We start from the raw sequence: 25,686 nt of genomic DNA, 5'->3' as shown, positions 1-25,686 counted from the left end.
ATAAAGTTTTGATATCTTTCGGTTTTAATATATTTACAGTTCATATTTCAATTATGGCAAAAAAGAAAACCAACTCAGATTCTTCTACTTCTAAAAAGACCAAAAACGACGTTACAGTTGGCGTTGTAGGTAGCGGAAGTTTTGCAACGGCAATTGTAAAAATGCTTGTTGAAAACTGCAAAACAGTGCATTGGTGTGTAAGAAATGAGTTTGTAAAAGGAGCAATTGAACTGCGCGGGCACAACCCGACCTATCTTACTGCAGTTAATTTCAATCTTAAAAATTTAAAGCTGACCACTGATGTCAACGAGCTGGTGACAGCTTGTGATGTCGTTGTTTTGGCAACTCCGTCTATTTATCTTTCAGATACTTTAGATAAAATGACTTGTGAGTATAAAGACAAAATCTTTGTCTCGGCAATTAAAGGGATTATTCCTAAAGTAAACGATGTTGTGGCGCATTATCTGAAAGAAGAATTTCAGATAGGGTTCAGAAATCAGGCGGTTATTGCAGGACCATGTCACGCTGAAGAAGTTGCAATGGAAAGACTTTCTTATCTTACCGTAGCAACGGTGGAAGATGAAGTTTCTGAAAAACTGGTGAGCATTTTCAATTCAGATTTTATCAAAGTAAATTCTAGCAAAGATATTTTAGGAAACGAATACAGTGCTATTCTGAAAAACATTTTCGCCATCGGAGCCGGTATTGCAAGCGGTTTAGGTTATGGTGATAACTTTACGGCTGTTTTTGTGTCGAATGCGATCAGAGAGATGGAAACTTTCCTTGAAGCGATTTATGAAGCTCCGAGAGATGTTAACGAAAGTGCATATTTGGGAGATTTATTGGTGACAGCATATTCATTGTTTTCAAGAAACAGAAATTTAGGAAATCTTATCGGAAAAGGATATACTGTAAAATCTGCTATCCAGTCGATGAACATGGTTGCGGAAGGGTATTACGCTGCAGATTCTATTTATAAAACGGCAAAACAGAAAAAACTGGAGTTACCGATTATTGATACTGTTTACGGAATTTTGTATGAAGGTAAAAATGCTGAGAAACAATTTAAAAAACTAACGGCAAAGCTGAATTAGAACTAATTTCATTTTAAAAATATATAAAAACATCAGTGACCTTCATTGGTGTTTTTTTGTTACATATATTGCTTCTATTATTTAAAATTGATAATTTCCATCGTCTTCACTGGGCTGGTAACAATTTTGTTTTCGGCACAGAATTAAATACTTAAATCGTATTTTAATCTAAAACTTTTCCCGAAATTCGTATTAAAATTCACACAATGCCACACGCAATTACCAATAGAACGCCTAAGCCAAAATATGATGTTGTGCTTATAGGAGGCGGAATTATGAGTGTAACACTAGCCACTTTACTTCACGAATTTGACCCTAATTTAAACATCGCAATTTTTGAAAGATTGGGAAGATTTGCCAAAGAAAGTACCGCTGCCTGGAACAATGCAGGCACAGGCCACTCTGCATTTTGTGAACTCAACTATACACCCGAAAAAGAAGACGGAAGTATAGATATTTCAAAAGCTGAAAAAATTGCAGAACAGTTTGAAATTTCAAAACAGTTTTGGTCTTATTTAGTCGACAAAAAATACATTCAGAAACCTCAGGAATTTATTAATTCTTGTGCTCACATGAGTTTAGTTTTTGGTGAGAAAGATGCAGAATATCTTGGCAAAAGACATGAAGCATTGAAAAATTCGCCTTTATTTTCAGAAATGGAATTTTCTACCGATCATGATACGTTACGAGAATGGATTCCTTTGGTAATGAGCAAAAGAAATCAATCTGAAGTTTTAGCAGCCACAAAAATGGAACTCGGAACGGATGTGAATTTTGGTGCTCTTACCCGAAAAATGGGACGCCATCTTGTGGAAGATTCTCATGTAGAAGTTTTCTTGTATCATGAAGTGAAAGACATCGATCCCAGAGAAGATGGCACTTGGGAAATGAAAGTAAAAGACCGCATCAACAATCATAAACAGGAGGTTGTTGCAGATTTTGTTTTTATAGGAGCAGGAGGTTATGCTTTACCGCTGCTTGACAGTTCAGATATCAAAGAAAGTGCAGGTTACGGCGGTTTTCCGGTTTCTGGGGAATGGTTGGTTACCCACAATCAGGAATTGGTAGCGCAACATCAGGCAAAAGTTTATACTCAGGCGACAGTAGATGCACCGCCAATGTCTGTTCCGCATTTAGATCTAAGAATTATCGATGGTGAAAAAGCCTTACTTTTTGGTCCTTTTGCTGGTTTTTCAACGAAGTTTTTAAAAGAAGGAAGCTATCTCGATTTACCGGAAAGTGTGAATACCAAAAATCTCCGTTCGTTATTTGGAGCTTGGTGGCATAATATTCCTCTTACTAAATATCTGGTTCAGCAGGTGGCAATGACAAAAGCTCAGAGAATACAGCATTTAAGGGAGTTTGTAAAAGATGCTAAAGAAGAAGACTGGGAACTGAAAGTTGCCGGACAGCGAGTACAAATCATTAAAAAAGATGATAAATTAGGCGGTAAATTAGAATTTGGAACCGAGGTTGTGGTGAATGATAAAGGAACGATTGCTTCACTTTTAGGAGCGTCTCCAGGAGCATCAACTGCAGTTTTTGCAATGTTGAATGTTTTAGAAAAATGTTTTCCTGAGAAATTAAAAGGTGAATGGAAAGATAAATTGTTGGAAATGATCCCTTCATACGGGCAAAAATTATCCGCAAATCCTGAATTGGCAAAAAAAACCAGAGCCTACAGCAAAGAAAAATTAGAGCTTAAGCATTAAATATAGGTGATAAGTAATGGGTAATAAGTAATTTTGTTATTTCTAAAATTACCCATTACTAATTATTCATTACTCATAAAAAAGATGGAAGTTATTTCAAAACCGATTATTGCAAAGGAAATCCTTGAGTCACTTCAAACGAAAATTGAAGAAGAAAAGCAGGTGATTGTACATTGCTGTTTTCCTGCGTCACCGTTTTTGGGAAATTTAATCAGAATTTGGAATACAACCCACCTTATCGATACTACTTCTAGTCACAAAAGTAAATTGATTCATGCCGAAAATATTACGATTTATCCCAATTGGACGGCAGTCCCGTTTATGAAAGATTTTTGGTTTACTTTGGTTTTTTCAGGTCTGCCGAAAGATTGTAAAAGCTTTGATTTTAAAGAAGAAATTCCTGAAGAAGGCGGTTTTTTTGTGAAATCTATTAAAAGGAATCCATCAGATATTTACCGCATAAAAATTTCGGACTAATTATTTCTGTTATTTCGTATGATACGAAGTGTAAATCTCTTATCAATTTAATTAAACCAAAATGAAGAAAACTATATTGTTCTTGTTGGCTGTTCTCCCATTTTTTGTGTTTTCGCAGAAAAAGAAACTTTCAGATTTAAAAAAAACTGAAATAAATACTACTGTTGGTGTAAACTCAGACCCTGTAAAACGTGAAATCGAAAAATTTCAAAAAGATTTAAATAAAGAATACCTCCACAAGAAAGAAACACCTTTGCGAGGAGATAACTATACAAATTTTAAAGCGCATCCTTTCTTTCCAATTGATTTGAAATATCGTGTAACGGCTGATTTTGTTAAAAATAAAAACCCTGAACCTTTTGATTTACCCACTTCTTCTGGGAAATCAAAATCGTACCAGGAATTTGGAAAAGCTCACTTTACGATTGACGGAAAATCTTATACTTTAACGATTTATCAGAGTTTAGATTTAATGAAAATGGAAAAATACAAAGACTATCTTTTCTTACCTTTCCGTGATGAAACCAATCAAAAAGAAACTTACGGCGGCGGAAAATACATGGATTTAAAAATCCCGAAAGGCAATACGATTGTGTTAGATTTTAATCAGTCTTACCAACCTTTTTGTGCTTATAATGCGTATGATTACAATTGTCCGATTGTTCCCGAAGAAAATAAACTTCCGATAGAAATAAAAGCGGGGGTGATGTATAACGATATTTATCATCACTAAATTATGGTTGATTTACATTTTTTTAAACCGAAAGATTTATCTGAATTAAATTATGAACTTGATGAAATTCAGGCTCAGTTTTCAGCTTTGCCGAATCAGGCGTTAGAAAGAATTGAAGCAAGAAATCAAAATGATGATTTTTTTGCTTATCCAATTACCATTTTTTATAACGAAAAAGCGGCTGGTTTTTGTGTGTTAGATTTTGGAAATGATAAATTAGAATTGACAGATAATCAAGATTGTGTTTTGCTTCGTTCGTTGTCTATAAATCCTGAATTTCAGGGAAAAGGAATCGGTAAATCTGTGATGATTGTGCTGGATGATTTTATCAAAGAACATTTTAAAGACTGCAATGAAATCGTCTTATCAGTTAATGAAAGAAATGATTTGGCTTTTCAAATTTATGCGAAAAAAGGATATGTTTATGCCGGTAAAAAAATGGACGGAAGAAGCGGACCTCAATTTGTGATGTCTAAAAGTTTAGATTAAATTAAAAATAAAACATTCAGTTTGGCGTGATACTTTCAATTGGTTTTAAACATCATTAAAATCAAAATATGGAAGTTTCATTAAGAAATCAAATCGCTATTATTACAGGCGCATCTAGCGGAATCGGAACCGGAATTGCAAAATCTATTGCTTCAGCCGGAGCAACAGTCATCATCAATCATTCATCTGAAAAATCTAAAGATGAAGCTCAAAAAGTTTTAGACGAAATTCGAAAAAATGGCGGCGACGGAATGGTTTATCAATGCGACGTTTCTAAAGAAACTGAAGTTGTTAAGATGTTTGCAGATGTAATTTCAGAATATGGAACGGTTGATATTTTAATTAACAACGCCGGAATTCAGAAAGATGCCAAATTTATAGATATGACTTTGGAAGAATGGGATACGGTAATGGGTGTGAATCTTCGGGGTCATTTTTTGTGTTCGAGAGAAGCTATTAAAGAATTTCTCCGCCGAGGAATCAATACAACACGTTCTGTTGCCTGTGGAAAAATCATTCATATCAGTTCGGTACACGAAATTATTCCTTGGGCGGGGCATGCAAATTATGCAGCAAGCAAAGGTGCTATAAAAATGCTGATGCAGACTTTGGCTCAGGAACATGGCGCAGATAAAATTAGGGTCAATTCTATTTGTCCGGGTGCGATTCAAACGCCAATTAATAAAGATGCGTGGGAAACTCCTGAAGCATTAAATGATTTAATGAAACTAATTCCATATAACAGAATTGGCCTACCTGAAGATGTTGGAAATTTAGCAACTTTTTTAGCGAGTGATTTGGCTGATTATATTTCCGGAACCAGTATTTTCATCGATGGAGGCATGACCAGTCTGGAAAGTTTTTCAAACGGCGGATAATTTATTCGAAAATCTGCTGAATAACTTCGAGTGAATTGGGTGTTTTAAAATCGGTAATGTGGTAATGGTAATAAACCAGCAAACTATCTAGAAAGGATTTTCTCATCACCTGCGGAATCTTTATTTCGTAAGGATTTTGGGAAGACAAAATTAATTTCCACAGAAGAGAATTTTCATTATCGAATAGGTGATGGGCTCCTATATTGGAAAATGTTCCTGTTTCGGGGTCAAGATAATTTCCTTCTGCTAAAAGTGGTGCAACTCCCTGAATTTTTAAAATTTTAACCAAAAGAATAAGATGACAACGGTAGTTTTGCCGACCAAGCTCAAAGATAAATTCATCAATGATGTGAAAGAGATTCGGGTTTTTATTTTCGTTTCTTAATATCTGATTCAAAAAATCGGCAATAAAAAAGATGACCGTATTGGCTTTGATGTCTGTATAAACATCATTGGCTTCTACAATCTCTAATTTTGAAACCATTTGAATTCCATTGCTTTTTCCTGAATTAACAGAAAAAGTAAGCTTATTTAAAGGGAGTAAAAATGCCTTTTTCTTATTTGTTTTGCTGTAAATTCCTTTCAGAAAATAGGTTTGAAAACCATCTTCTTCGGTGAAACAATGGAGAACTGCATCGTTTTCTCCATATTTGATGTATGAAAGTAAAAATCCGTCTTGTGAAGTCATTAATTAACTACCGCTATTTTTGCTGTAGCTTTATCTGAACCGTCTTCGTTGGTCATCAAAACAAAATAAATTCCGGAAGCAACTCTTTTACCTTTCTGGTTATTAAGATTCCATTCGTAATATCCTGTTCTTGCAATGGCAGAATGTACAAGATTTCCTGCAGCATCTACAATTCGGATATTTGTTTTTTCGGCTAATCCTTTAATGGTTACATTTCCTTTAAACTGTGAATAAACAACAGGATTCGGATAAACCAAAACATTTCCAAAGTCTTTAGTCACATCTGCAACATCCCCTTGGTAAGTAACAATACCGTCAAAGGTTACAAAATAAACTTTTCCTGTTTTTTTATCAATTTTAATATCTGTAATAGTATCAGTCGGAAGTGGAGAGTTGTCTTTTGTAAAATGTTTGATTGTTTGTTCACCCGATGCAGATAAGTAGTAAACACCTCCGTCTTCTACCGATACCCATTTTTGATTTCCACCATCGACTTCGATTTGTAAAATAGTAGCATCTCTGAAAAGTTCTTCAGCAAGTCCGCCTTGTTCAATAACAATAGACTCTAATTGTGGGTCATTTTTAATTTCAGCTGCTGCATTGGGTAAAATTCTTATTCCTCCTTCAGTACCAATCCATGCATCTCCAGATTTATCCATTGCAAAAGAAACAGTATTTCCCGGAAGATTGTTTGTTTGGTCTAAATAATATTGGGTATCATCAGTAAGACTTGCTGTCTTTTTTGTATCATAGACTAAGAAATTAGCTGTTCTAGGGATAGGGATCCATAATAAATCATTACTAAAAACCGGATATTGAATTCCTGTACTAGTATTTAAATCTTTTAACAAAAAATTGTCTGTAGCTCTGTCATAAAAAGCTAATGCAGCGGTGGGACCTGAATACGCAATGGATGCGATAATGTTATTCTGATCATCAGAAGTAAAGCCAACAGGACGACGACCGAATGGATTATCTATGCCTAAATCATATCGTTTTACAAATTCAAAATCCTTAGAAGTTGTATTGTATTTCATTTTATGAATTCCGTAGCCCGCGCTGAAATTGTAATTTGAAAAATAAACTTCACCCGAGTTGGCAGGATCAGGAAAAGCATCTACAACATTAAAGATAGTCGGGCTTCCTATGAAGTAAGAAGAATAAACCCATTCTGTTCCGGTAAAATAATAAAATCCAGGATTTTTTGGATTAATTTGCGGTTCATTATATCCATTTGCTCTAATTCCTGTAGAAACTAAAAGCTGATTGTCATTAAATAATCTTATTTTATAAGAATCATTAAAATATGGGCCATCTGGTTTGTAGGCTATATTGTCATCTGTTTTAACTCCAGAAAGTTTAGTTCCACCATATACTTTAGAGCCAATCGTTGTTGCGGTATTGCAGCTTTCTCCTACACTTGTAGTCCCTCCGAAATTTCCATTGGTGTTATAGGTATAAATTCTGCTGCCGTCTGTAATGATGATATTGTTTGAATTAACAACAACATCAGTGATTCCTCCAAAAGTTTGAGCAATAGGAGTTGATGTTCCGCTATTGTATATATAGGTCTGAGTTGGAGATGAAAATGCTAAAACAGATTCAGAATCAATATTGGTGAAGTTTCCTGGCATTTCTGTTACCCAAGTTGTAAACACAGGAAAAGTAGTATTCATTTCGTGGGTCTTTAATCCTGTATCGGTTACTGAAAAAACTTTATTTCCTAAAATAGTTGCTTCATTACTGGCTTGAAAAACACCTCCGTTAATAAAGAATACAGAATCGGCAAATTCTTTCTTTTTTAAATCAAAAATAGAAACCCCATATCCTACAGAAACGGTTGCTTTATCTCCTGTAATAGAAATATGATTGATTTTTTTGCTTCCATTATAGCCTGTTGCAATAGGAATATCTACTACATATGTTACGCCTTGTGGAGTGATGATATCTAAAGCTCCGTTTTGATACCCTACCAAGCCGATTTTGGTTTGTGGATTGTAATCAAAAGCAGAAATTTTCACATCATGAAGACCATTGGCTTTTGACAGCTTGGTGATCTCTCCTGTTGAAATTGTATAATAAAAAATCCCGTTTTCTGTGGCGGCAACGATTTTTCCGTTATCTTCTTTCATCGCCAAAACATTGTTGTAAGAAAACAAGTCTGCCCATTTTTTTGAAGAAATACTCTGCGCATTTACAAACTGCAACGCTGCGAAAATACCAAAAGAAAGTAATGAGATTTTTTTCATATTATACTTATACTGTTATACTGCTGTCGATTGCCTGGTTGTTCCAAGAAATCTGTTTTACATTTTTATTTGAATCAAAAAAGAAATCTATTCTGCCTAAAAGAAGACCGGCCCAACCTACCTGATTTACCAAAACGGTTTTCCCCTGTCTATTTTTAAAAGTTTGAGGTTCTGGTAAAAAAGTATGCGTGTGACCTCCCAAAATTAAGTCAATATTTTCTGTTTTGGAAGCTAAAATTTTATCACTTATTTTTTCGGATTCATCTTTGTAGTCGTATCCGATGTGAGAAAGGCAAATTACGAGGTCGCATTTTTTTTCATTTTTCAGAAAATTAGAATAATGTTGCGCCACGTCAATCGGATCAGACCAAATGGTTTCTCCGTACTGTTTTTTTCCAACTAATCCATCTAACTGAATTCCGACTCCGAAAATTCCGACTTTGATGCCGTTTTTGTTGAATATTTTATACTGCGAAGTTTTTCCGTCGAGAATTGTGTTTTTAAAATCATAATTCGAACAGATAAAAGGAAACTCTGCATTAGGCAAAACCTTTAGAAAACCATCTAAACCATTATCGAAATCATGATTTCCCATTGTGGATGCATCATATTTCATCATCGACATGAGTTTAAACTCGAGTTCACCTCCGAAAAAGTTGAAATAGGGTGTTCCCTGAAAAATATCTCCAGAATCCAGCAACAAAAGATTGCTTTCTTCGCTTCTTATTTTTTGTATTAAACTTGCTCTTCTCGCAAAACCACCCTGATTAGGATTTTTGGTATAGCTTTCGTCAAAAGGTTCAATTCTGCTATGTTGGTCGTTGGTATGAAGAATCGTTAATTTATGGGCAGATTTGAAAGAATTTAAACTCAATTCTTCTGCCATCATCAAATTGGGAGCTAAAGACATTGCTAAAGTTCCACCACCTATTGTTTTTAAAAAACTCTTTCTATTCATTATTTCTTCCCAATAAAATTTAAACGGATATCTTCCTTCGGATTAATCTCAGCATTTTTCTTAAAATAATCGATAAATAAATCTCTCAATTTAATTCCTGTAGGGATTGATTCTCCTTTGCTGAAAAATTTCATATTATCACCTCCCAAAGCCAGATAATCAGACGTTGCAATATAATAATCCTGATTCGGATCTACTACTTTTCCGTTAATTAAAGTTTTGGTTAATTGTCCGTTATTGGTTTCTATGTATAAATGAGAAACCGGATTATTTACCTGAGTTTTTGCGTAGTAATCAAACAATCCCTGTACATCTGAACCTTTCATTTTTACAATGATAACTTCATTTTCAAAAGGCATTACTTCAAAAACATTTTTAAGAAGAATATCTCCTTTTCCAATCGTAGTACGAATCCCACCAATATTGATTAAGGCAGCATCTACGTTTTTATTAAGATTGGCTTTTGTCCAGACATCTGCTCCGTCAAAAGTGTAGTCAGCTAAAAGGTTCCCCAGGTTACTGTTGTCTCCTTCTTTTGTGAGATCTACTTGCGTATAAGAGATCTTCTGGTTCATCTCTTTGTTGAGTTTCAGAGTGTAAGGCTCGATAAATTTCGCAAAACCTTCATCGTCCTTCAGCTCTTTATTAATAGAAATGTTCTTCTGTGTCTGCACATTCGCAACCTGCAACGATGTCGTTTTACAGGCTGTAAGTGATAACAAGGCAATTCCTAGCAATAAGAATTTATTTTGCATAATATCTTTAATATATGCAAATATAATTATATGTATAATAAAATAGGATTAAATATTGTAAATTCTTGTATGAATTGATTAAATTTGGGGAAAATAATTCGAACAGATGAGCATTTTAAAAGGAGTAGGTGTTGCTTTGGTAACACCCTTTAATGAAGATTTATCCGTAGATTTCGAAAGTTTAACAAAACTTGTTGAGTACAACATCGAAAACGGAACCAACTATTTGGTAGTATTGGGAACTACAGCGGAAGCTGCTACACTTTCTTCAGATGAGAAGAAACAGGTAGTTGAGCACATCATTAAGGTGAATAATAAACGTCTTCCTTTGGTTTTAGGAATTGGCGGAAACAATACTCTTGAAGTCAAACAGCAAATCGAAGAAACTGATTTATCTGATTTTACGGCTGTTTTATCGGTGTCTCCTTATTATAACAAACCTAATCAGGAAGGTCTTTATCAACATTATAAAGCTTTAGCTTCTACAGGAAAAAATATTATCATTTATAACGTTCCTTCAAGAACCGGACAAAATGTAGAAGCTGAAACTACTTTGCGTTTGGCAAATGAATTCCCGAATTTATTCTTGATTAAAGAAGCGGCACCCAATATTCTTCAGTATTTTGATATTTTGAGAAAAAAACCTGAAGGTTTTAATTTGGTTTCTGGTGATGATGAATACACACTTCCTGTAACTTTAGCAGGTGGAGCAGGGGTAATTTCTGTAATCGGACAAGGTTATCCGAAAGAATTTTCTACAATGGTGCAAGTAGCTTTTGATAAAAAAGTAGATGAAGCTTATGAAATTCACAACAAATTAGTAGAGATCACAAGATTGATTTTTGCTGAGGGAAACCCTTGCGGAATTAAAGTTGTTTTAGCAGAAAAAGGATTAATCAAAAACTATTTGAGGCTTCCATTGGTTCCTGCTTCAGAAGGACTTTATGCGAAAATAAAAGCTGAAATGGCGAAAATTTAATATTTATTAAATATCAAAGTTTACGCTCTGTTTGTCATGCTGAAAGCATCTTTACAATCTAGCTTAGATTCCTATGGAATGACAAACTTTGCGTTTTAATCTATAATAAGAGTGAAAAGTATAATGCTTTTCACTTTTTTAATCTAAAATTTTTAACACATGAGTCACATTAGTTTTTAGTTACTATGTTTGAAAACAGTTTAGAACACGTTAGTTTTGAAAATCTTTGATTTTCTCTCTCTCATGTGTTCTGAAATATTTTCAAGACTAATTTAAATCTTTGTGACTTATGTGTCAAACACAATCTTATTACTAATGAAATTAATCAAAGCAACAGAAGAAAATATCCCTTTAATTCAGGATTTAGCCAAAAGGTCTTGGGAAAATGCCTACGCAGAAATTTTATCTATTGAACAGATGGAATACATGTTAAATACAATGTATTCTCAATCTGAAATTTCAAGTCATCTGAAAAATCCTGATTATCATTATTATCTTGTTTTTGATGAAAACTCAAATGAATATGACGGATTTATTGGTTTTGAAAACCATTACGAAGAAAACACCACCAAGCTTCACCGAATTTATTTGGTTCCTGAAAGCAAAGGAAAAGGTTTAGGCAAAAAAACACTTGAGTTTTTAAATGAAAAAACGTTAGAAAGTGGAGATCGCAGAATTATTCTGAATGTCAATAAGCATAATTCAGCGAAGAAATTCTACGAATCTCAAGGCTATAAAGTATACGATGAAGGCGTTTTTGATATTGGAAATGGATATGTGATGGATGATTATTTGATGGAGAGAAAACTTTAAAGTTTTATTTGACTGTGTGTTTGTCATGCTGTAAACATCTCTGCGAAATTAATTTAGATTCTTACAGAATGACAAAAGTGGTGTTAAATTTACTGTTGAGACAATTAGGAAATTTTACTCCACTTATTCTTCCCTTTATAATTTTGAATATAATAATTTTTAATAATCTGATGATCGGGTCCTGATAAATGCGGATCTACTTCCAATATTTTATCAACCATTCTTTTTGTGGTTTTAATGATAGGTGCATCGTTCACCAAATCCAGTCGTTTAAAATCAACAACACCGCTTTGCTGAGTTCCCAAAATATCACCGGGACCGCGTAATTGCATATCGACTTCAGAAATTTTAAAACCATCATTGGTTTCGGTCATCGTTTTGATTCTTGTTCGGCTTTCGGCAGACATTTTATCGGAGGTCATCAAAATGCAATAGCTTTGTTCGGCGCCTCTTCCCACTCTTCCACGAAGCTGATGAAGCTGGGAAAGACCAAATCTTTCAGCACTTTCAATCACCATAACCGAAGCATTTGGAACATTTACGCCGACTTCAATCACTGTTGTTGCGACCATAATTTGCGATTTTCCCGAAGCAAAATAATTCATCGCGGCATCTTTTTCATCGGGTTTCATTTTCCCGTGAAGCATGGTTACCTCATAGTTTGAAAAATTATCCATAATGTGTTCCAAACCTTCCATCAGATTTTTATAATCTAAAGTTTCAGATTCTTCAATCAACGGATAAACAAAGTAAATTTGTCTGCCTTTTCGGATTTCTTCATGACAGAAATGATAAACATAAGTTCTGTCTTTTTCTCTTCGATGAGCGGTAATAATCGCTTTTCTTCCCACCGGCATTTCATCAATCACAGAAACATCCAAATCCGAATAAAAGCTCATTGCTAAAGTTCGTGGAATAGGAGTTGCGGTCATCACCAAAATATGAGGTGGGATTTTATTTTTAGCCCAAAGTTTAGCTCTTTGAGCGACCCCAAATCGGTGCTGCTCGTCAATAATTGCCAATCCAAGATTTTTAAATTTCACTTTGTCTTCCAAAACAGCATGAGTTCCTATCAAGATTGAAAGCTCACCATTTTCTAATTCATGATGAATAACCTTTCTTGCAGAAGCTTTTACCGAACCTGTTAACAGGCTGACTTTAATTTCTGTATCTTTTAATAAATCTTTAATTCCGTTGTAATGTTGCTGGGCAAGAATCTCTGTCGGAGCCATCAAACAGCTTTGAAAGCCATTATCTAAGGCAATCAGCATTGTCAATAAAGCAACCATTGTTTTTCCTGAACCTACATCGCCCTGCAAAAGCCTGTTCATCTGAATTGGCTTTTTCATGTCCATTCTGATTTCCTTTAAAACTCTTTTTTGAGCTCCGGTGAGTTCAAAAGGAAGGTGATTCTCATAAAATCCGGTAAAATAATCACCGACGATTGGGAATGGGTTTCCCGTAGACTGTGTTTTATGATGAAGTTTTTTTAAAGCATATCCTAGTTGAAAAAAGAATGATTCTTCAAATTTTAAACGCTGATTTGCCTTTTCAAAATACTCTAAATTTTTTGGAAAATGAATGTTTAAAAAAGTCTGTTGTCGCGATAAAAATTTCATCGAGCTCATGATACTTTCCGGAAGGTTTTCCTGAATAAGATTAGGAATCTCTTTGCAGATATTTCTTAGGATTACCTGAAAGAATTTTTGATTTAAACCTCTCTTGGTCAGTTTTTCAGAACTTGGATAAATGGGTCTTAATCTGTTGTCTTTTTCTTTGTTTTCGTCCAGTTCAATTTCCGGATGCGGCATCGAAAACTGATTGTTAAACGCATTGATTTTTCCGAAAATAAAAACTTCTCGATTTACAGGAAGCTGTTCTTTTAGCCATTTTGAATATTGAAACCAAACCAGATCCATACTTCCGGTGTCGTCGTTGAATTTTGCTGTCAGTCTTTTTACTTTTCCGGTGAGGATCTCCTGCACATTGGAAATTTTTCCTTTCAGCTGAATTTCAAGATTGCTTTCCTGAAGTTGCGCAATTTTGTATACTTTATTCTTATCTAAATACCGAATCGGGTAGAAATTGAGAAGGTCTTCCACAATAGATATTCCCAACACATTTTTAATGAGTTTGGCTCGTTCAGGACCTATTCCTTTTACAAATTCTATGGGAGTTTCTAGCGTCATTTTTCTGGCGTTCGAGATGTTAGGTTCTAGATTTTATCGATGTTTTTAATGAAAAAAATAAAAGTTCGAATTTCGGTAAAATAAAAAAGACTTCCAAAAAAATGGAAGCCTTAATTATATGTTTTAAAACGATTAATCTTTTATCTTCGATTTAAATTTCTTTTGATAATCTTCCCAATCTTGCTTGGTCTTTACTTTTTTGTATAAATCTTTCGATATAAAATCAAGATAAGGTTCTAATTCTTTTGCAGATAACTCGCCTTGTAACATGGTAATGGGATTTCCTTTGTCATCAAGAAAAACCGTACTTGGTACTGCATTTACATTCATAAATTGCGTAAACTCATGCATAGAATTTCTTCCTTTTTTGTGTGTAGAATTTTCATTGGAAAACTTTCTTCCGAAAATTTCTATCGTTCTTTTGTCTTCTGCATTAAATTTTACAGGATAGTAATTTTCATTTAAATATTGATAAATTACTTCATGTCCGTAAGTTTTTTTATCCATTATTTTACAGGGACCACACCAATCTGCATAAAAATCGATGAGTATCTTTTTAGGCTGTGTTTTTTGTGCATCTAATGCTTCTTCAATCGTCATCCATTTTACCTGGGAAAAGGCAAAAACAGAGTGGATAACGAAAATTAATGCAAATATTTTTTTCATCTTATTTGTGATTTTAAATTGTTAACGGACTTCCTGCATGAGTTTTTTTACCCACGGAGATATCAAAATCAATACCACACCGGCAATTACTGCATATAATCCCAGTTGTTTGTAACCTTCTGTATAAGTAATTAATGCATCATAATTCGTTGAGCCTTCTTTTGCATCTGCTAAACTTGCACCAATTATTCCAGCAACATATTGACCGTAGGCTGAAGCCAGAAACCACATTCCCATCATCATTCCCTGGAGGTTTTTGGTAGAAAGTTTCGTCATAATTGATAACCCGATAGGAGAAAGGCATAGTTCCCCTAAAGTAATCACTAAAAGAGCGATGGTAAAGAAATTTAAAGAAGTAATTCCTTGTAAATCTGCAAACAATCTGGTTGCAAATAAAACGTAATATCCTAATCCTAAAAATATAAATCCGAGACCAAATTTAATAATCGTATTGGGTTCAAGTTTTCTTTTACTCAACCAAATCCACAATAATCCCAATAAAGGTGCAAGGAAAATAATGAAAAATGCTCCTCCGGAATTATTTACACCATTGGGATCTAGGCCAAATAAATCTTTATTTAAATTTTTAGCAGCAAAAATACTTAATGAACCTCCACTTTGCTCGTAAATTCCCCAAAATAAAATAGAAAATATGATGAAAATTAACGCTGCCCAAAGTTTTTTACGCTCAGCTGATGTTACTTTTGACATTTCAAAGAAAAGATAAACCAATGTTAAAGGTCCTACGGTCCACATAAAATAATCGGTATATTCCGGCACTGAGACCATGGTCATAATGATGGGAATAAATATCAATGATAAAATATACACTCCATATTCTTTCCATTTGGGCATTGGAGCTGATTTTACTTCGTGATCAGGATGTCCTGGCTGAAGACCTATGGTACCTAAACTTCTTTGAGTAAATATGAAATTGATCAAGCTAATCACCATTACAATAGCAGCTAATCCGAAAGCGACATTCCAATGCAAGCCTTCTGGGATCAAATGAGAAAGCAATTCTCCTTTTCCTATGGCAATACATAAATAACCTCCAAGTAAAGCTCCTAAGTTAATTCCTGCATAAAAGAGCGAAAATCCTGCGTCAGCTCTGGAGTCATTAGGTTTGTAAAGCTGACCCACCATTGAAGAAATATTAGGTTTAAAAAAACCTGTTCCCACAACGGTAAATGCAATTCCTAAAAAGAAAAATTTATGTGGGTCTGTAGCTAATATTAAGCTTCCGACAATCATTAAAAGCCCGCCCCAAAAAAGAGATTTTCTGAAACCTAAAATCTTATCGGCGAAAAGTCCACCTACAAAAGTGAAAGCATAAACGAAAGCCTGGGTGGCTCCGTATTGAAGGTTGGCCTCTTTTTCGTGGAAATTAAGTTGTGAGATCATAAAGAAAACCAGCATCCCGCGCATTCCGTAGAAGCAGAATCGTTCCCACATTTCTGAAAAAAAGAGTGACCAGATCTGTTTTGGGTATTTTCCTTTAAAATTTTGTATCTCGTCGAGCGTTAAGTTCATAATAGAAAGTAATTAGAGTATATAATTTTGAAATCAGTTATGATTATTGTTTTTTGTCTTGCTGATCAAGCTCAAAACGGATTCTGTCTTGATCAATGATTTGTTTTAATTCTTCCTCTTTCGGAAGGTACAATAAATATTTGCTTGCGAATAGATTGTTTTTGTCATTTAAAACAGAATATTTTACAATAGTTTCGTCTTTTTCAGAACATAAAAGAATTCCAATAGTTGGATTATCATCTTCGCTTCGTTTCAGATCATCATACATTCTTACGTACATATCGATTTGACCGATGTCTTGATGCGAAAGTTCTCCCGTTTTTAAATCAATAATAACGAAACATTTCAGAATGTAATTATAGAAAACTAAATCTATGTAAAAATCTGAAGTGTCTGTGGAAATATGTTGCTGTCTTGAAACAAACGCGAAACCTTTTCCGAATTCTAAAAGAAACTTTTGAATATGATCGATAATTCCAGTTTCAATTTCTTTTTCTGAAATTTTTTCGTTTGCTTTTAATCCTAAGAATTCAAATATATAGGGATCTTTTAAAACGCTGTGAATGGTCTCATGTGAGGATTTTTTATGCTGTAAAACTCTTTCATAAGCAAGAGAATTGATTTGTCTTTTCAGATCTCTTGAGCTCCAGTTATTTTGAATAGATTCATTGAGATAATATAATCTCTTTTGATCATTTTCTTGTCTTAAAAGCAATCTGTAATGAGTCCAGCTCAATTCGTGACGCACTGCGTCACGAATTGGAAATATATTGTAAAAAGAGCGCATATTCCTCAAATTGCTTTCATCAAAACCTTTCCCAAATTCTAAAGTGAGGTTTTTTGAAAGGTTTTTTAAAGTATATTTTCCGTATTCGGCTCTTTCTTTTCCTTTTTGTTCGTCTTCAATGATTAATTGTCCGATTTGCCAATACGTTAATAATAGGGTAGAGTTCGCAATACGAAATACCCTTTCGCGCGATTGATTAATAATTTCCTTTATGGATTGAAACAAAGAATCTTCAGAAACTTCCATTATACGAATGTAAAAAAAAACCTCTGAAAAAATCAGAGGTTTAATTATTATTTTGATGAAAATAGTTTTTATTTTACGCCGTGCATCATTTTGCTGATGTACTTGCTTAATAAAAGAAGTAATATTCCACAAACAATTACAAATCCTGAAATGTAAGTGAATACTTGCCCAGCTCCTAAAGTTTCTACAATTGAAGCCAAGAATCCTCCAATGAAGTTGGCAATTGAAGAAGATAACATCCAAACCGCCATCAAGATTGAAGCTAATTTAGGTGGAGATAATTTAGTTACTACAGATAAACCTACCGGTGAAAGGCAAAGTTCACCAATTGTGTGTAGTAAGTAAGTCATGATTAACCACATGATTCCCGCTTTGTTCGCGATATCAGCAATGTCTCCGTTTGCATTTCTTTCTGCAACGGCTCCTAGCATAAACCAGAAACCAATTCCTAAGATGATCATACCAACACCCATTTTTACAGGGGTAGAAAGTTTTTTACCTAATTTAGAACTCCAGAATATTGCAAATAATGGTGCTAATGTTACAATGAAAATAGGGTTAACCGACTGAAACCAAGATGTTGGGATTTCAAATCCGAAAACATTTCTGTTGATAAATTTATCTGTATATAAAGATAAAGACGATCCAGCCTGTTCGAAACCAGCCCAAAAGAATACTGCAAATAAGAATAAAATAAAGATTACTGTAATTCTTTGTCCTTCTTCAGGTTTAGTTAGTGGTTTTCCTGTAACAGGGTTAATTGAAGTTGCTTCTGTAGATTTTTCATCTGTAGAAGAGTTTTTAACAGGTTTAGAACCCAGATCTCCCAAGTATTTTTGCGCAAAAGTATTAAATACGATTTGTCCTAAGAACATTCCGACTCCGGCAGCCAAGAAACCATATCTGTAACCGTACGCGATAGATCCGTCTGCATTGGTCGTTGCAAAAAGGTTATCGGTAAAATAACCGATAATAAAAGGTGCAATTAATGCCCCTAAGTTAATTCCCATGTAAAAGATAGAAAATGCAGAATCTCTTCTGTCGTCACCATCAGGATATAAACCACCCACTAATGTGGAAATATTAGGTTTAAAGAAACCATTTCCTATAATTAGTAAAGCTAAACCGATGTAAAGCCCTGTTGTAGTATTCATTCCAAATAAAACAAACTGACCAATCATCATGGTGATACCACCGATTGTAATTGCTAGACGTTTTCCTAAAAATTTATCAGCAAGCCAACCTCCGATAAGTGGTGTAAAATAAACAAGCCCTGTAAAATAGCCATATAAAAGTGTGGCATTCTGCTCATCCATTCCTAATCCTCCTTCAATTAATTTCTTAGTTAAATAAAGGATCAAAATTGCACGCATTCCATAATAAGAAAAACGCTCCCACATCTCGGTGAAGAACAATAGGTACAAACCCTTAGGATGTCCTTTCTTCTGTACTGTATCCATATTTGATTGTTAAATTTCTGTTAAGACCCACAAATATAGTTTTTTTTGAGTTTTTGGCAAGGTTTTAATTTTATTTTTAAAATAAAAAAGCCGCAGAATGATCTACGGCTATTTATTTCGAATTTCAGGAGATTAATTCACTCCCTTTTCTTTCATGATTTTATTAAGTCTTTTTAATATTGAAAGCCCCAGTAAAGTAGCTAGAAGCAACAATCCAAAATTTACAATGAAGAAATTAGCTTTATTGTCATAGTCATACCAGAAGCTCGCTAAAACTCCGGAAAGTTTGTTTCCGATTGATGTTGAAAGGAAAAATCCACCCATCATCAAAGCGGTTAATCTTGGCGGCGAAAGTTTAGAGACCAAAGATAATCCCATCGGCGAAAGACAAAGTTCTCCCACTGTGATTACTCCGTATGCTGCAACCAACCATAAAGCAGATACTTTTATTAAACCGTTTTGCCCGGCATAAACTGCACCTACCATTACCAAACAAGATAATGCTGAAATAAATAATCCTAAAACAATTTTTGAAGGAGTACTCGGTTCTTTCCCTTTTTTGCGAAGCATCATAAAAAATGCAACGACAACGGGAGTCAATAAAATTACCCAACCCGGATTAATAGACTGGAATAATTCTGTGTTGTAAAGGTTTACCGTTTGTGAAGGATTAGCTTCCAGTTTTGCTTTGTCGGCGGCAGAAACATTTCTGAAATAAATATCTTTTCCTTGCTCTTTTAAAGCTTTGCCATTTTCGTCTTTTTTTACCTGATATTGGTCGTCATAGACAGAAACTTCTTTATCTAAATAATCTTTTTTGTCAACTAGATAAATTGATTCTAAAGGTTTTTCTAAAGGAGCCGGTACCGTTCTGTCTGTATAGTAATTTGCCCAACGCGTTAAAGCGGTTCCGTTTTGTTTGAAAACAGCCCAGAACATTAAGCTTACGGCAAAAATTGCCAATAATGCTCCGATTGGTTTTTTGTCTTCTGCATTTGCCTTTACGTAAAGCATGACGTAGAAATAAATTACCGGAACACAAGCAAAAATAAATGCATCTGTACTGTCGCTTCCGAAAATATTATTTGGAATAAACCATCCTCCTAATCCAAAAATGACTGCAGGTAAAAATACTTTCACCAAAACATCAGAAATTTTGGTGTCTCCTTCTTGTGCAGGTTTCAAAACATTTGCCTGAAGAATATGCTGTCTTCCGATGGTGAAAACCAAAAGTCCTACAAACATTCCGACTCCCGCTGTCATAAATGCCGGTCCCCATCCGTATTTGTTACGCATGAAAGCAGCAATAATATTACACACAAAAGCTCCAATGTTGATTCCCATATAGAAAATATTGTATCCTGCATCTTTATTCGCTTTATAAGGTTCTTCGTTGTATAAATTTCCTAACAATGTAGAAATACTTGGTTTAAAAAATCCGTTTCCAATGATAATTAAAGCTAATGAAGCATAAAATAAAGGTAATTCTTTAAAGAAACCAATTCCGAGATACCCTAATCCCATCAAGAATCCACCAATGTAGATTGCTTTGATGTATCCTAAAACTCTGTCGGCTAAAAATCCACCTAAAAATGGCGTTAAATAAGTCAATGCGATAAAAGTTCCGAAAATATCATCAGCATTTTTATCGTCAAAAGCTAATCCGCCTTTTTCGCTGTCGATCATGTACAGTACAAAAATTCCGAGGATTAAATAATAGCCGAAACGCTCCCACATTTCTGTGAAAAATAGATAGGGAAGCCCTTTAGGATGTTTGGTTTTCATGTATAAGATTTTTACAATTTCACAAATATAAAATTTTTAAGATAATAATTGAATTTTATTAACTTTGAGTAAAATTTAATGAGATGGAAATCACTATAAAAGATATTGAAAGTAATTTGGAAACCTTACCTAAAGAGTTTCTGTATGAAGTAAATGATTTTATTGATTTTCTGAAATATAAATATTTTAAAGAAAAGCAATATGAAGTTCCTGAATGGCAAAAAAATGAAGTAAGGAAAAGAATAAAATATTCACAGACTTACCCTGAAAGTTTTGTTTCTGAGTCTGAAATGGATGATTATTTAAATGACTTAGAAAGTGGCGACTAAATTAATGTACAGCCATTTTGTAAAAAATGATTTAAAAGAAATCAACAATTGGTACAGAAAAATTGATAAAAAACTCTCGGATAATTTTCTTAAAGAGTTTCGTTCTAAAATCAAATTTATAAAAGAAAACCCTTTAGCTTGTGAACTTAGATATGACAATAATAGAATTGTCTTTCTTAAGAAATATCCTTTTGGAATTCATTACTTCTACAACGAAAAGAAAAATTTAATTGAAATATATTCTGTTTTCCACACTTCAAGAAATCCTGAACAATGGAAAGACAGAAAATAAAAAATCCGAATCTTATGGGAGACTCGGATTTTTTTATTATTTAATTCAGATAAAATCTTAAAGATTCTCCAAAATAAAATCTGTCATTTTTTGATATAATTGTGGTCTTGTCTGTCCACCGTAAATTCCGTGGTTTTTATCAGGATAAGCCATAAAATCAAACTGTTTTTTGTTTTGAATCAAAGCTTCAGAAAATTCCATAGAGTTTTGGAAATGTACATTGTCATCGGCTGTTCCATGAATTAATAAAAATTTACCTTTCAACAAATTAGCATAAGTTGTAGGCGAATTATCATCATAACCTGCCGGATTTTCCTGTGGCGTCAATAAAAATCTCTCGGTGTAAACAGAATCATAATATCTCCAGTTGGTAACCGGTGCAACAGCGATTCCTGCTTTGAAAACATCTGCCCCTTTGGTCATTGCCAAACTTGCCATATATCCTCCGAAGCTCCATCCGAAAATTCCGATTCTTGTTTTGTCAATATATTTTTGATTTCCTAACCATTTTGCAGCTACAATTTGATCTTCAATTTCGTATTTTCCTAAGTTTTTATAGGTTACTTTTTTGAATTTTGCCCCTTTATAACCAGTTCCACGTCCGTCTACACAAGCAATGATGTATCCTTTTTGAGCCAACATTTCAAACCAAAGTGCATTTCCGTTGTCCCAAGAATTAGAAACCTGTTGAGATCCGGGACCAGAATATTGGTACATAAATAATGGATATTTTTTATTCGGATCGAAGTTTTTAGGTTTAATGATCCAAGCGTTCATCTGATCTCCTGCAGCATTAGGAATCGTAATAAATTCTTTTACTGCAAATTGATCTGCCTGTAATTTTTTAAGCTGATCGTCATTATTCTGAAGTTCTTTCAACTGCTTTCCGTTACCGTCTTTCAATACAAAAGTGTAAGGTTTTGCTGCTGTAGAAGAGGTTTCGATGAAATAATTATAATTCTTGCTGAAGTTTGCGGCATTATTTCCTTCTGCATTCGAGATCAACTGCGATTTTCCATTCTGAATATTGATTTTAGAAACCACTTTATTGATGCTTCCTTTTTCAGTCGTCTGAACGAAAATTTCCTGAGATTTAGGATTGTAACCGTAGTATTCTGTCACTTCCCAATTTCCTTTTGTTACCTGTTTTTTCAGCTTTCCATCTTTGTCAAACCAATACAAATGACGGAAACCATCTCTTTCTGAAGCCCAAAGAAAACTGTTGTCTTCAAGGAATTCTAAAGTTACATTGTCTGTATCGATCCACTTGTCATCAGTTTCTGTGAATAGTTTTTTTGCTTCACCGGTTTTGGTATTTACTTTCAAAACGTCAGAAGCATTTTGCGTTCTTTGTGAAGTAATCAAAACAATTTCGTCTGCATTCGCCGTCTGAATAACATTTGGAATGTAATAGTTTTTAAAACTGTCAAGATTTACTTTTATCTTTTTTCCGTCCGCTAAATGATAAATATGAGCGGTTGCAACAGAGTTTTTTTCTCCAGCTTTAGGATATTTATAACGCATTTCGGTCGGGTAAAGCGACTTACCATACATTGGAATATAAATTTCGGGAACATCGGTTTCAACCAATTTTACAAATAAAATGTCTGCTGAGTTTTTAGTCCATTCATACAATCTTGCATGACCGAATTCTTCTTCATATACCCAGTCTGCCAAACCATTCAAAACTTTATTTTTTACACCGTGCTGTGTAATCTGAGTAATCTTTCCTGAATTTAGATCCTGATAAAACAAATTATTATCAACAATAAAAGCAATTTTGGTAGCATCCGGAGAAAATCTTGGTTCCTGTACTGGTTTTCCATCATTTAAACTTAATACTTTACCAGATTTTAAATCTTTAACATCATAAACACCTAAAAAAGAATGCCTGTAAATAGGCTGACTTTCTTTTAATAAAAGTATTTTAGACTCATCATCAGAAAATTCGTAGCTCTCAAAATTTCCATCGACCAGATTTCCTTCTTTCTGAGAAGTTTTGTAAGAATATTTTGCAATTCCACCTTGCTCGATGACCAAATAATTTTCACCGTTTTTCATAGATGCAATTCCGGCAATGCCTTTGCCACGGTAGTATCCTGAATATATTTTATCTAAAGTGATTTCCTGTGACATAGCATTTTGAAACGCTGCTATGATAGTAAGGGTAAGTAAGAGTTTTTTCATTGCTTAATTTAAAGAATTTCAAAGATAATAATTTTATTAATTTGATAAGAAAAAGCTTTTGTTGTAGTGTTTTGGCAAAAGAATTGAATAGATTTTATCATCAAATAAAAATAATTATGGAAACTAATAAAAAACTTAACCGTTATGATTTAAAAGATCAAGTGGTCATTACAGGATTTTCAAATTTTAATGAGGCTGAAAATTTTGTACAAAAAGAAGGCGGAGAATTGATAGAAGTTGCCTTTAAAGATGGAAACGACAATCCGCAGATCACTAATGAAGCAGGAATTATTGAAAAAAAATTACATTATTTTGTAGAAGCAGGTCCTGAATATAAATTTATACATTCTTCTGATCCCGGTTTTAAACAGTATGCAGGTGAACTTCAAAAGATAAAAGCAGATATGGACAAAACAGGTCCCGAAGAAAGATATTTTGCCAATTTTGAAATTGAAAATACAGAAGATCCTATTATTGTTATTAAAAACGGTCATTTAGAATCGGTAACTTCAAGAGAGCGATCAAAGTATCTGAAACACGCTTGTGTTTATGAAATTGGCGTTTCGAAATTAAAAGCGTAGAAATTTAATCTAAAAATAAAACCCGTGAAATTAGTTTTTCACGGGGTTGTTTTATTTATGCATTATAGATGATGCTGTAATATTCGTCTGCCATTCTATCGCTGTTGAAATTTTGCTTCACATCTTTCATAGAATTCTGCTGTATTTTTCGCCATTCATCGGGTTGATTGTAGTAGGTTGGTAGAATTTCGTTTTCAAGAATTTCATATAATTTGTTGAAATCATATCGGTCTTGTTCATAAATGCTCATATTCATGTAATCTGCCTTTGGAACAACGAATGAATTTTCACCGTGTTTAGCAAACTCCGGAATCCAGCCATCATCCGTAGAAAGGTTTACAGAACCGTTCATTGCGGCGGTCATTCCTGATGTGCCTGAGGCTTCTCTCGGAACTCGTGGATTATTTAACCATAAATCTGAACCCTGTTTTAAAGATTTACTTAAAGCCAATTCATATCCCGTTAAAACCGCCATGTTTTTGTGGTTTTTACTTTCTTCCACCAAAACGTTGAAGGTGGAGATTGAAGAATAATCCATCGGATAAGGTTTTCCTGCCCAAATGATCTGTACTGGATATTTAGGATTATTAAGTAGCTTTCTGAATCTTTCTTTATCCTGCAAAAGCAAATCTGCTCTTTTATAACCTGCAAATCTTCTTGCCCAAACGATTGTAAATATATTGGGGTCAAATAAGTTTCCGGTTTGATCGGCTACAATTCTGAATAACCTTTTCTTTAAAATTTTCTTTCGGTAATCGAAAACGATATCGTTGTTTTCATCTTTAGAAATGTATAGTTCTTTGTCGCCCCAATATTTGAATTCCTGAGCGTTGGTAATTGATTTGATTTCACAGATCCCGGGATATTTACTCCACATCGCTCTGGAAACTTCACCGTGTAGTTTTGAGACACCATTCGCAATTCTTGCCATTTTCAAAGCACAAAGAGAATGGTTGAAAAGTTCACCATCAGAACCTTCTATCGCTTTTGCCTCTTCTATGCTTAAACCTGAAAAATAAGACATGTCGTAGCATAATTTCAGATTATGCTTTTCATTTCCTGCTTCTTCCGGAGTGTGCGTTGTAAAAACCAGTTTTTCTTTTACTTTCTGAATATCTCCGTCGTATTTTTTCAATAAATGAAACGCAGCCGGAAGACCGTGAGCTTCGTTAAGGTGATAAACATCTCTTTCGATATTCATTTCATCTAAAAGTTTTGCACCGCCTTTTCCAAGAAGAATATATTGCGCCAGTTTTGTAGATTCGTTGGCATCGTACAACCTATGGCAAATCGTTTTGGAAATATGGTCGTTTTCCGGTACGTCTGTGGAAAGAAAAAACATCGGTGCGGTGTTGAAAATTTCAGGATCAAGATACCAAACTTTCACCCAAACCGGAGCGCTGTGGATTTCAATTTGAAACTTTATACCTGTATCTTCCAGAAAACTGTACATTTTTCTTGTCCACGTTGGTTGCAAAGTTTGATCATGATTTCTTGCCTGATCATAATATCCGAATTTCCATAAAATTCCGATTCCTATTAAATCCTGATTAAGATTATAAGCACTTCTCATATGTGAACCTGCTAAAAACCCTAAACCACCTGAATATATTTTTAAAACCTGCTCCAAAGCAAATTCCATCGAAAAATAGGCAACTTTTTTAGAATATTTTGAGTCAATGCTAAAAGGCATTTTGAAATTTCTGAAATCCATAAAGTCATTGTTTGTGTTAGAAAAAGTAAATATATAATTAAGGAAATAAACTTTACATTAATATTATGATAAATTATTTAAAAAGAGACTAT

23 protein-coding genes are annotated in these 25,686 nt (G+C 34.1%); 11 read left to right on the top strand and 12 right to left on the bottom strand.

Annotation, left to right across the window (positions count from 1 at the left end; genetic code table 11):
- Positions 1-53 precede the first annotated feature (53 nt).
- From AB671_RS08785 to AB671_RS08760, 6 genes are all read left to right on the top strand, one after another.
- Positions 54-1,094, top strand: coding sequence for an NAD(P)H-dependent glycerol-3-phosphate dehydrogenase (locus tag AB671_RS08785; protein WP_066678652.1), 1,041 nt, complete (start codon positions 54-56; stop codon positions 1,092-1,094).
- A gap of 206 nt (positions 1,095-1,300) precedes the next feature.
- Positions 1,301-2,806 (top strand): malate dehydrogenase (quinone), encoded by a 1,506-nt coding sequence (mqo, locus tag AB671_RS08780; protein ID WP_066678654.1) that lies wholly within the window; start codon positions 1,301-1,303, stop codon positions 2,804-2,806.
- A gap of 84 nt (positions 2,807-2,890) precedes the next feature.
- Positions 2,891-3,283 carry a hypothetical protein gene (locus AB671_RS08775; RefSeq protein WP_066678656.1) on the top strand — a complete coding sequence of 131 codons (393 nt, stop codon included), beginning with the start codon at positions 2,891-2,893 and terminating at the stop codon, positions 3,281-3,283.
- Positions 3,284-3,344: 61 nt separating this feature from the next.
- Positions 3,345-4,016, top strand: a complete 672-nt coding sequence (locus tag AB671_RS08770; RefSeq protein WP_082987266.1) for a DUF1684 domain-containing protein — start codon at positions 3,345-3,347, stop codon at positions 4,014-4,016.
- A 3-nt stretch (positions 4,017-4,019) separates the two neighbouring features.
- On the top strand, positions 4,020-4,505 hold the full coding sequence (locus AB671_RS08765; protein ID WP_066678658.1) for a GNAT family N-acetyltransferase: 486 nt from the start codon (positions 4,020-4,022) through the stop codon (positions 4,503-4,505).
- Between the two features lie 68 nt (positions 4,506-4,573).
- Positions 4,574-5,383, top strand: coding sequence for a glucose 1-dehydrogenase (locus tag AB671_RS08760; protein WP_066678662.1), 810 nt, complete (start codon positions 4,574-4,576; stop codon positions 5,381-5,383).
- A 1-nt stretch (position 5,384) separates the two neighbouring features.
- Here AB671_RS08760 and recO read toward each other — a convergent pair whose 3' ends face one another.
- From recO to AB671_RS08740, 4 genes are read right to left on the bottom strand one after another with little or no spacing between them, the layout of a single operon-like run.
- Positions 5,385-6,071, bottom strand: coding sequence for a DNA repair protein RecO (gene recO / locus AB671_RS08755; protein WP_066678663.1), 687 nt, complete (start codon positions 6,069-6,071; stop codon positions 5,385-5,387).
- Complete coding sequence (locus tag AB671_RS08750; protein WP_066678664.1) at positions 6,071-8,320, bottom strand: T9SS type A sorting domain-containing protein; 2,250 nt, start codon at positions 8,318-8,320, stop codon at positions 6,071-6,073. The genes recO and AB671_RS08750 overlap by 1 nt, the downstream gene beginning before the upstream one ends.
- Positions 8,321-8,327: 7 nt before the next feature.
- The gene (locus tag AB671_RS08745) at positions 8,328-9,278 is read right to left on the bottom strand and encodes a bifunctional metallophosphatase/5'-nucleotidase (RefSeq protein ID WP_066678665.1); all 951 of its coding nucleotides are present in this window, start codon (positions 9,276-9,278) and stop codon (positions 8,328-8,330) included.
- Complete coding sequence (locus AB671_RS08740) at positions 9,278-10,033, bottom strand: 5'-nucleotidase C-terminal domain-containing protein (protein ID WP_066678667.1); 756 nt, start codon at positions 10,031-10,033, stop codon at positions 9,278-9,280. The genes AB671_RS08745 and AB671_RS08740 overlap by 1 nt, the downstream gene beginning before the upstream one ends.
- A 106-nt stretch (positions 10,034-10,139) precedes the next feature.
- Between AB671_RS08740 and dapA the strand changes: the two genes are divergently transcribed.
- Positions 10,140-11,012 (top strand): 4-hydroxy-tetrahydrodipicolinate synthase, encoded by an 873-nt coding sequence (dapA, locus tag AB671_RS08735; protein ID WP_066678673.1) that lies wholly within the window; start codon positions 10,140-10,142, stop codon positions 11,010-11,012.
- Between the two features lie 315 nt (positions 11,013-11,327).
- Entirely contained in the window at positions 11,328-11,825 is a 498-nt protein-coding gene (locus AB671_RS08730; RefSeq protein ID WP_066678675.1) for a GNAT family N-acetyltransferase, read from the top strand.
- Positions 11,826-11,929: 104 nt separating this feature from the next.
- Here the strand turns inward: AB671_RS08730 and recG are convergent, their stop codons facing one another.
- The 6 genes from recG to AB671_RS08700 form a co-directional block, all read right to left on the bottom strand.
- A complete protein-coding gene (recG, locus tag AB671_RS08725; protein WP_066678685.1) occupies positions 11,930-14,014 on the bottom strand; it encodes an ATP-dependent DNA helicase RecG in 2,085 nt (694 codons plus the stop codon).
- Positions 14,015-14,146: 132 nt separating this feature from the next.
- Positions 14,147-14,680, bottom strand: a complete 534-nt coding sequence (locus AB671_RS08720) for a thioredoxin family protein (protein WP_066678692.1) — start codon at positions 14,678-14,680, stop codon at positions 14,147-14,149.
- A gap of 21 nt (positions 14,681-14,701) precedes the next feature.
- Positions 14,702-16,213: a peptide MFS transporter gene (locus AB671_RS08715; protein ID WP_066678694.1), complete on the bottom strand. Its 1,512-nt coding sequence runs from the start codon at positions 16,211-16,213 to the stop codon at positions 14,702-14,704.
- Positions 16,214-16,256: 43 nt separating this feature from the next.
- Positions 16,257-17,246 carry a YhcG family protein gene (locus tag AB671_RS08710; RefSeq protein ID WP_066678696.1) on the bottom strand — a complete coding sequence of 330 codons (990 nt, stop codon included), beginning with the start codon at positions 17,244-17,246 and terminating at the stop codon, positions 16,257-16,259.
- A gap of 68 nt (positions 17,247-17,314) precedes the next feature.
- Positions 17,315-18,706 carry a peptide MFS transporter gene (locus AB671_RS08705; RefSeq protein ID WP_066678700.1) on the bottom strand — a complete coding sequence of 464 codons (1,392 nt, stop codon included), beginning with the start codon at positions 18,704-18,706 and terminating at the stop codon, positions 17,315-17,317.
- 132 nt (positions 18,707-18,838) lie between these two features.
- The gene (locus tag AB671_RS08700) at positions 18,839-20,491 is read right to left on the bottom strand and encodes a peptide MFS transporter (protein ID WP_066678702.1); all 1,653 of its coding nucleotides are present in this window, start codon (positions 20,489-20,491) and stop codon (positions 18,839-18,841) included.
- 83 nt (positions 20,492-20,574) lie between these two features.
- Here AB671_RS08700 and AB671_RS08695 point away from each other — a divergent pair, with 83 nt between their 5' ends.
- Both AB671_RS08695 and AB671_RS08690 read left to right on the top strand, forming a co-directional pair.
- Positions 20,575-20,820 carry a hypothetical protein gene (locus AB671_RS08695; protein ID WP_066678704.1) on the top strand — a complete coding sequence of 82 codons (246 nt, stop codon included), beginning with the start codon at positions 20,575-20,577 and terminating at the stop codon, positions 20,818-20,820.
- Positions 20,810-21,112, top strand: a complete 303-nt coding sequence (locus AB671_RS08690; protein ID WP_157444169.1) for a type II toxin-antitoxin system RelE/ParE family toxin — start codon at positions 20,810-20,812, stop codon at positions 21,110-21,112. Before AB671_RS08695 ends, AB671_RS08690 begins: the two co-directional genes overlap by 11 nt.
- 57 nt (positions 21,113-21,169) lie before the next feature.
- Here the strand turns inward: AB671_RS08690 and AB671_RS08685 are convergent, their stop codons facing one another.
- Positions 21,170-23,299: a S9 family peptidase gene (locus AB671_RS08685; protein ID WP_066678708.1), complete on the bottom strand. Its 2,130-nt coding sequence runs from the start codon at positions 23,297-23,299 to the stop codon at positions 21,170-21,172.
- Between the two features lie 116 nt (positions 23,300-23,415).
- Between AB671_RS08685 and AB671_RS08680 the strand changes: the two genes are divergently transcribed.
- Positions 23,416-23,880 carry a hypothetical protein gene (locus tag AB671_RS08680; RefSeq protein ID WP_066678812.1) on the top strand — a complete coding sequence of 155 codons (465 nt, stop codon included), beginning with the start codon at positions 23,416-23,418 and terminating at the stop codon, positions 23,878-23,880.
- 55 nt (positions 23,881-23,935) lie between these two features.
- Here the strand turns inward: AB671_RS08680 and glgP are convergent, their stop codons facing one another.
- Positions 23,936-25,594 carry an alpha-glucan family phosphorylase gene (gene glgP / locus AB671_RS08675; protein WP_066678710.1) on the bottom strand — a complete coding sequence of 553 codons (1,659 nt, stop codon included), beginning with the start codon at positions 25,592-25,594 and terminating at the stop codon, positions 23,936-23,938.
- Positions 25,595-25,686: the final 92 nt, after the last annotated feature.

It is taken from the genome of Chryseobacterium sp. BGARF1 (assembly GCF_001677955.1).
In the GTDB taxonomy this organism is placed as follows: Bacteria; Bacteroidota; Bacteroidia; order Flavobacteriales; family Weeksellaceae; genus Chryseobacterium.
Note: the sequence above shows the minus strand (reverse complement) of the source record. Positions and strands in the feature narration are given on the sequence as shown.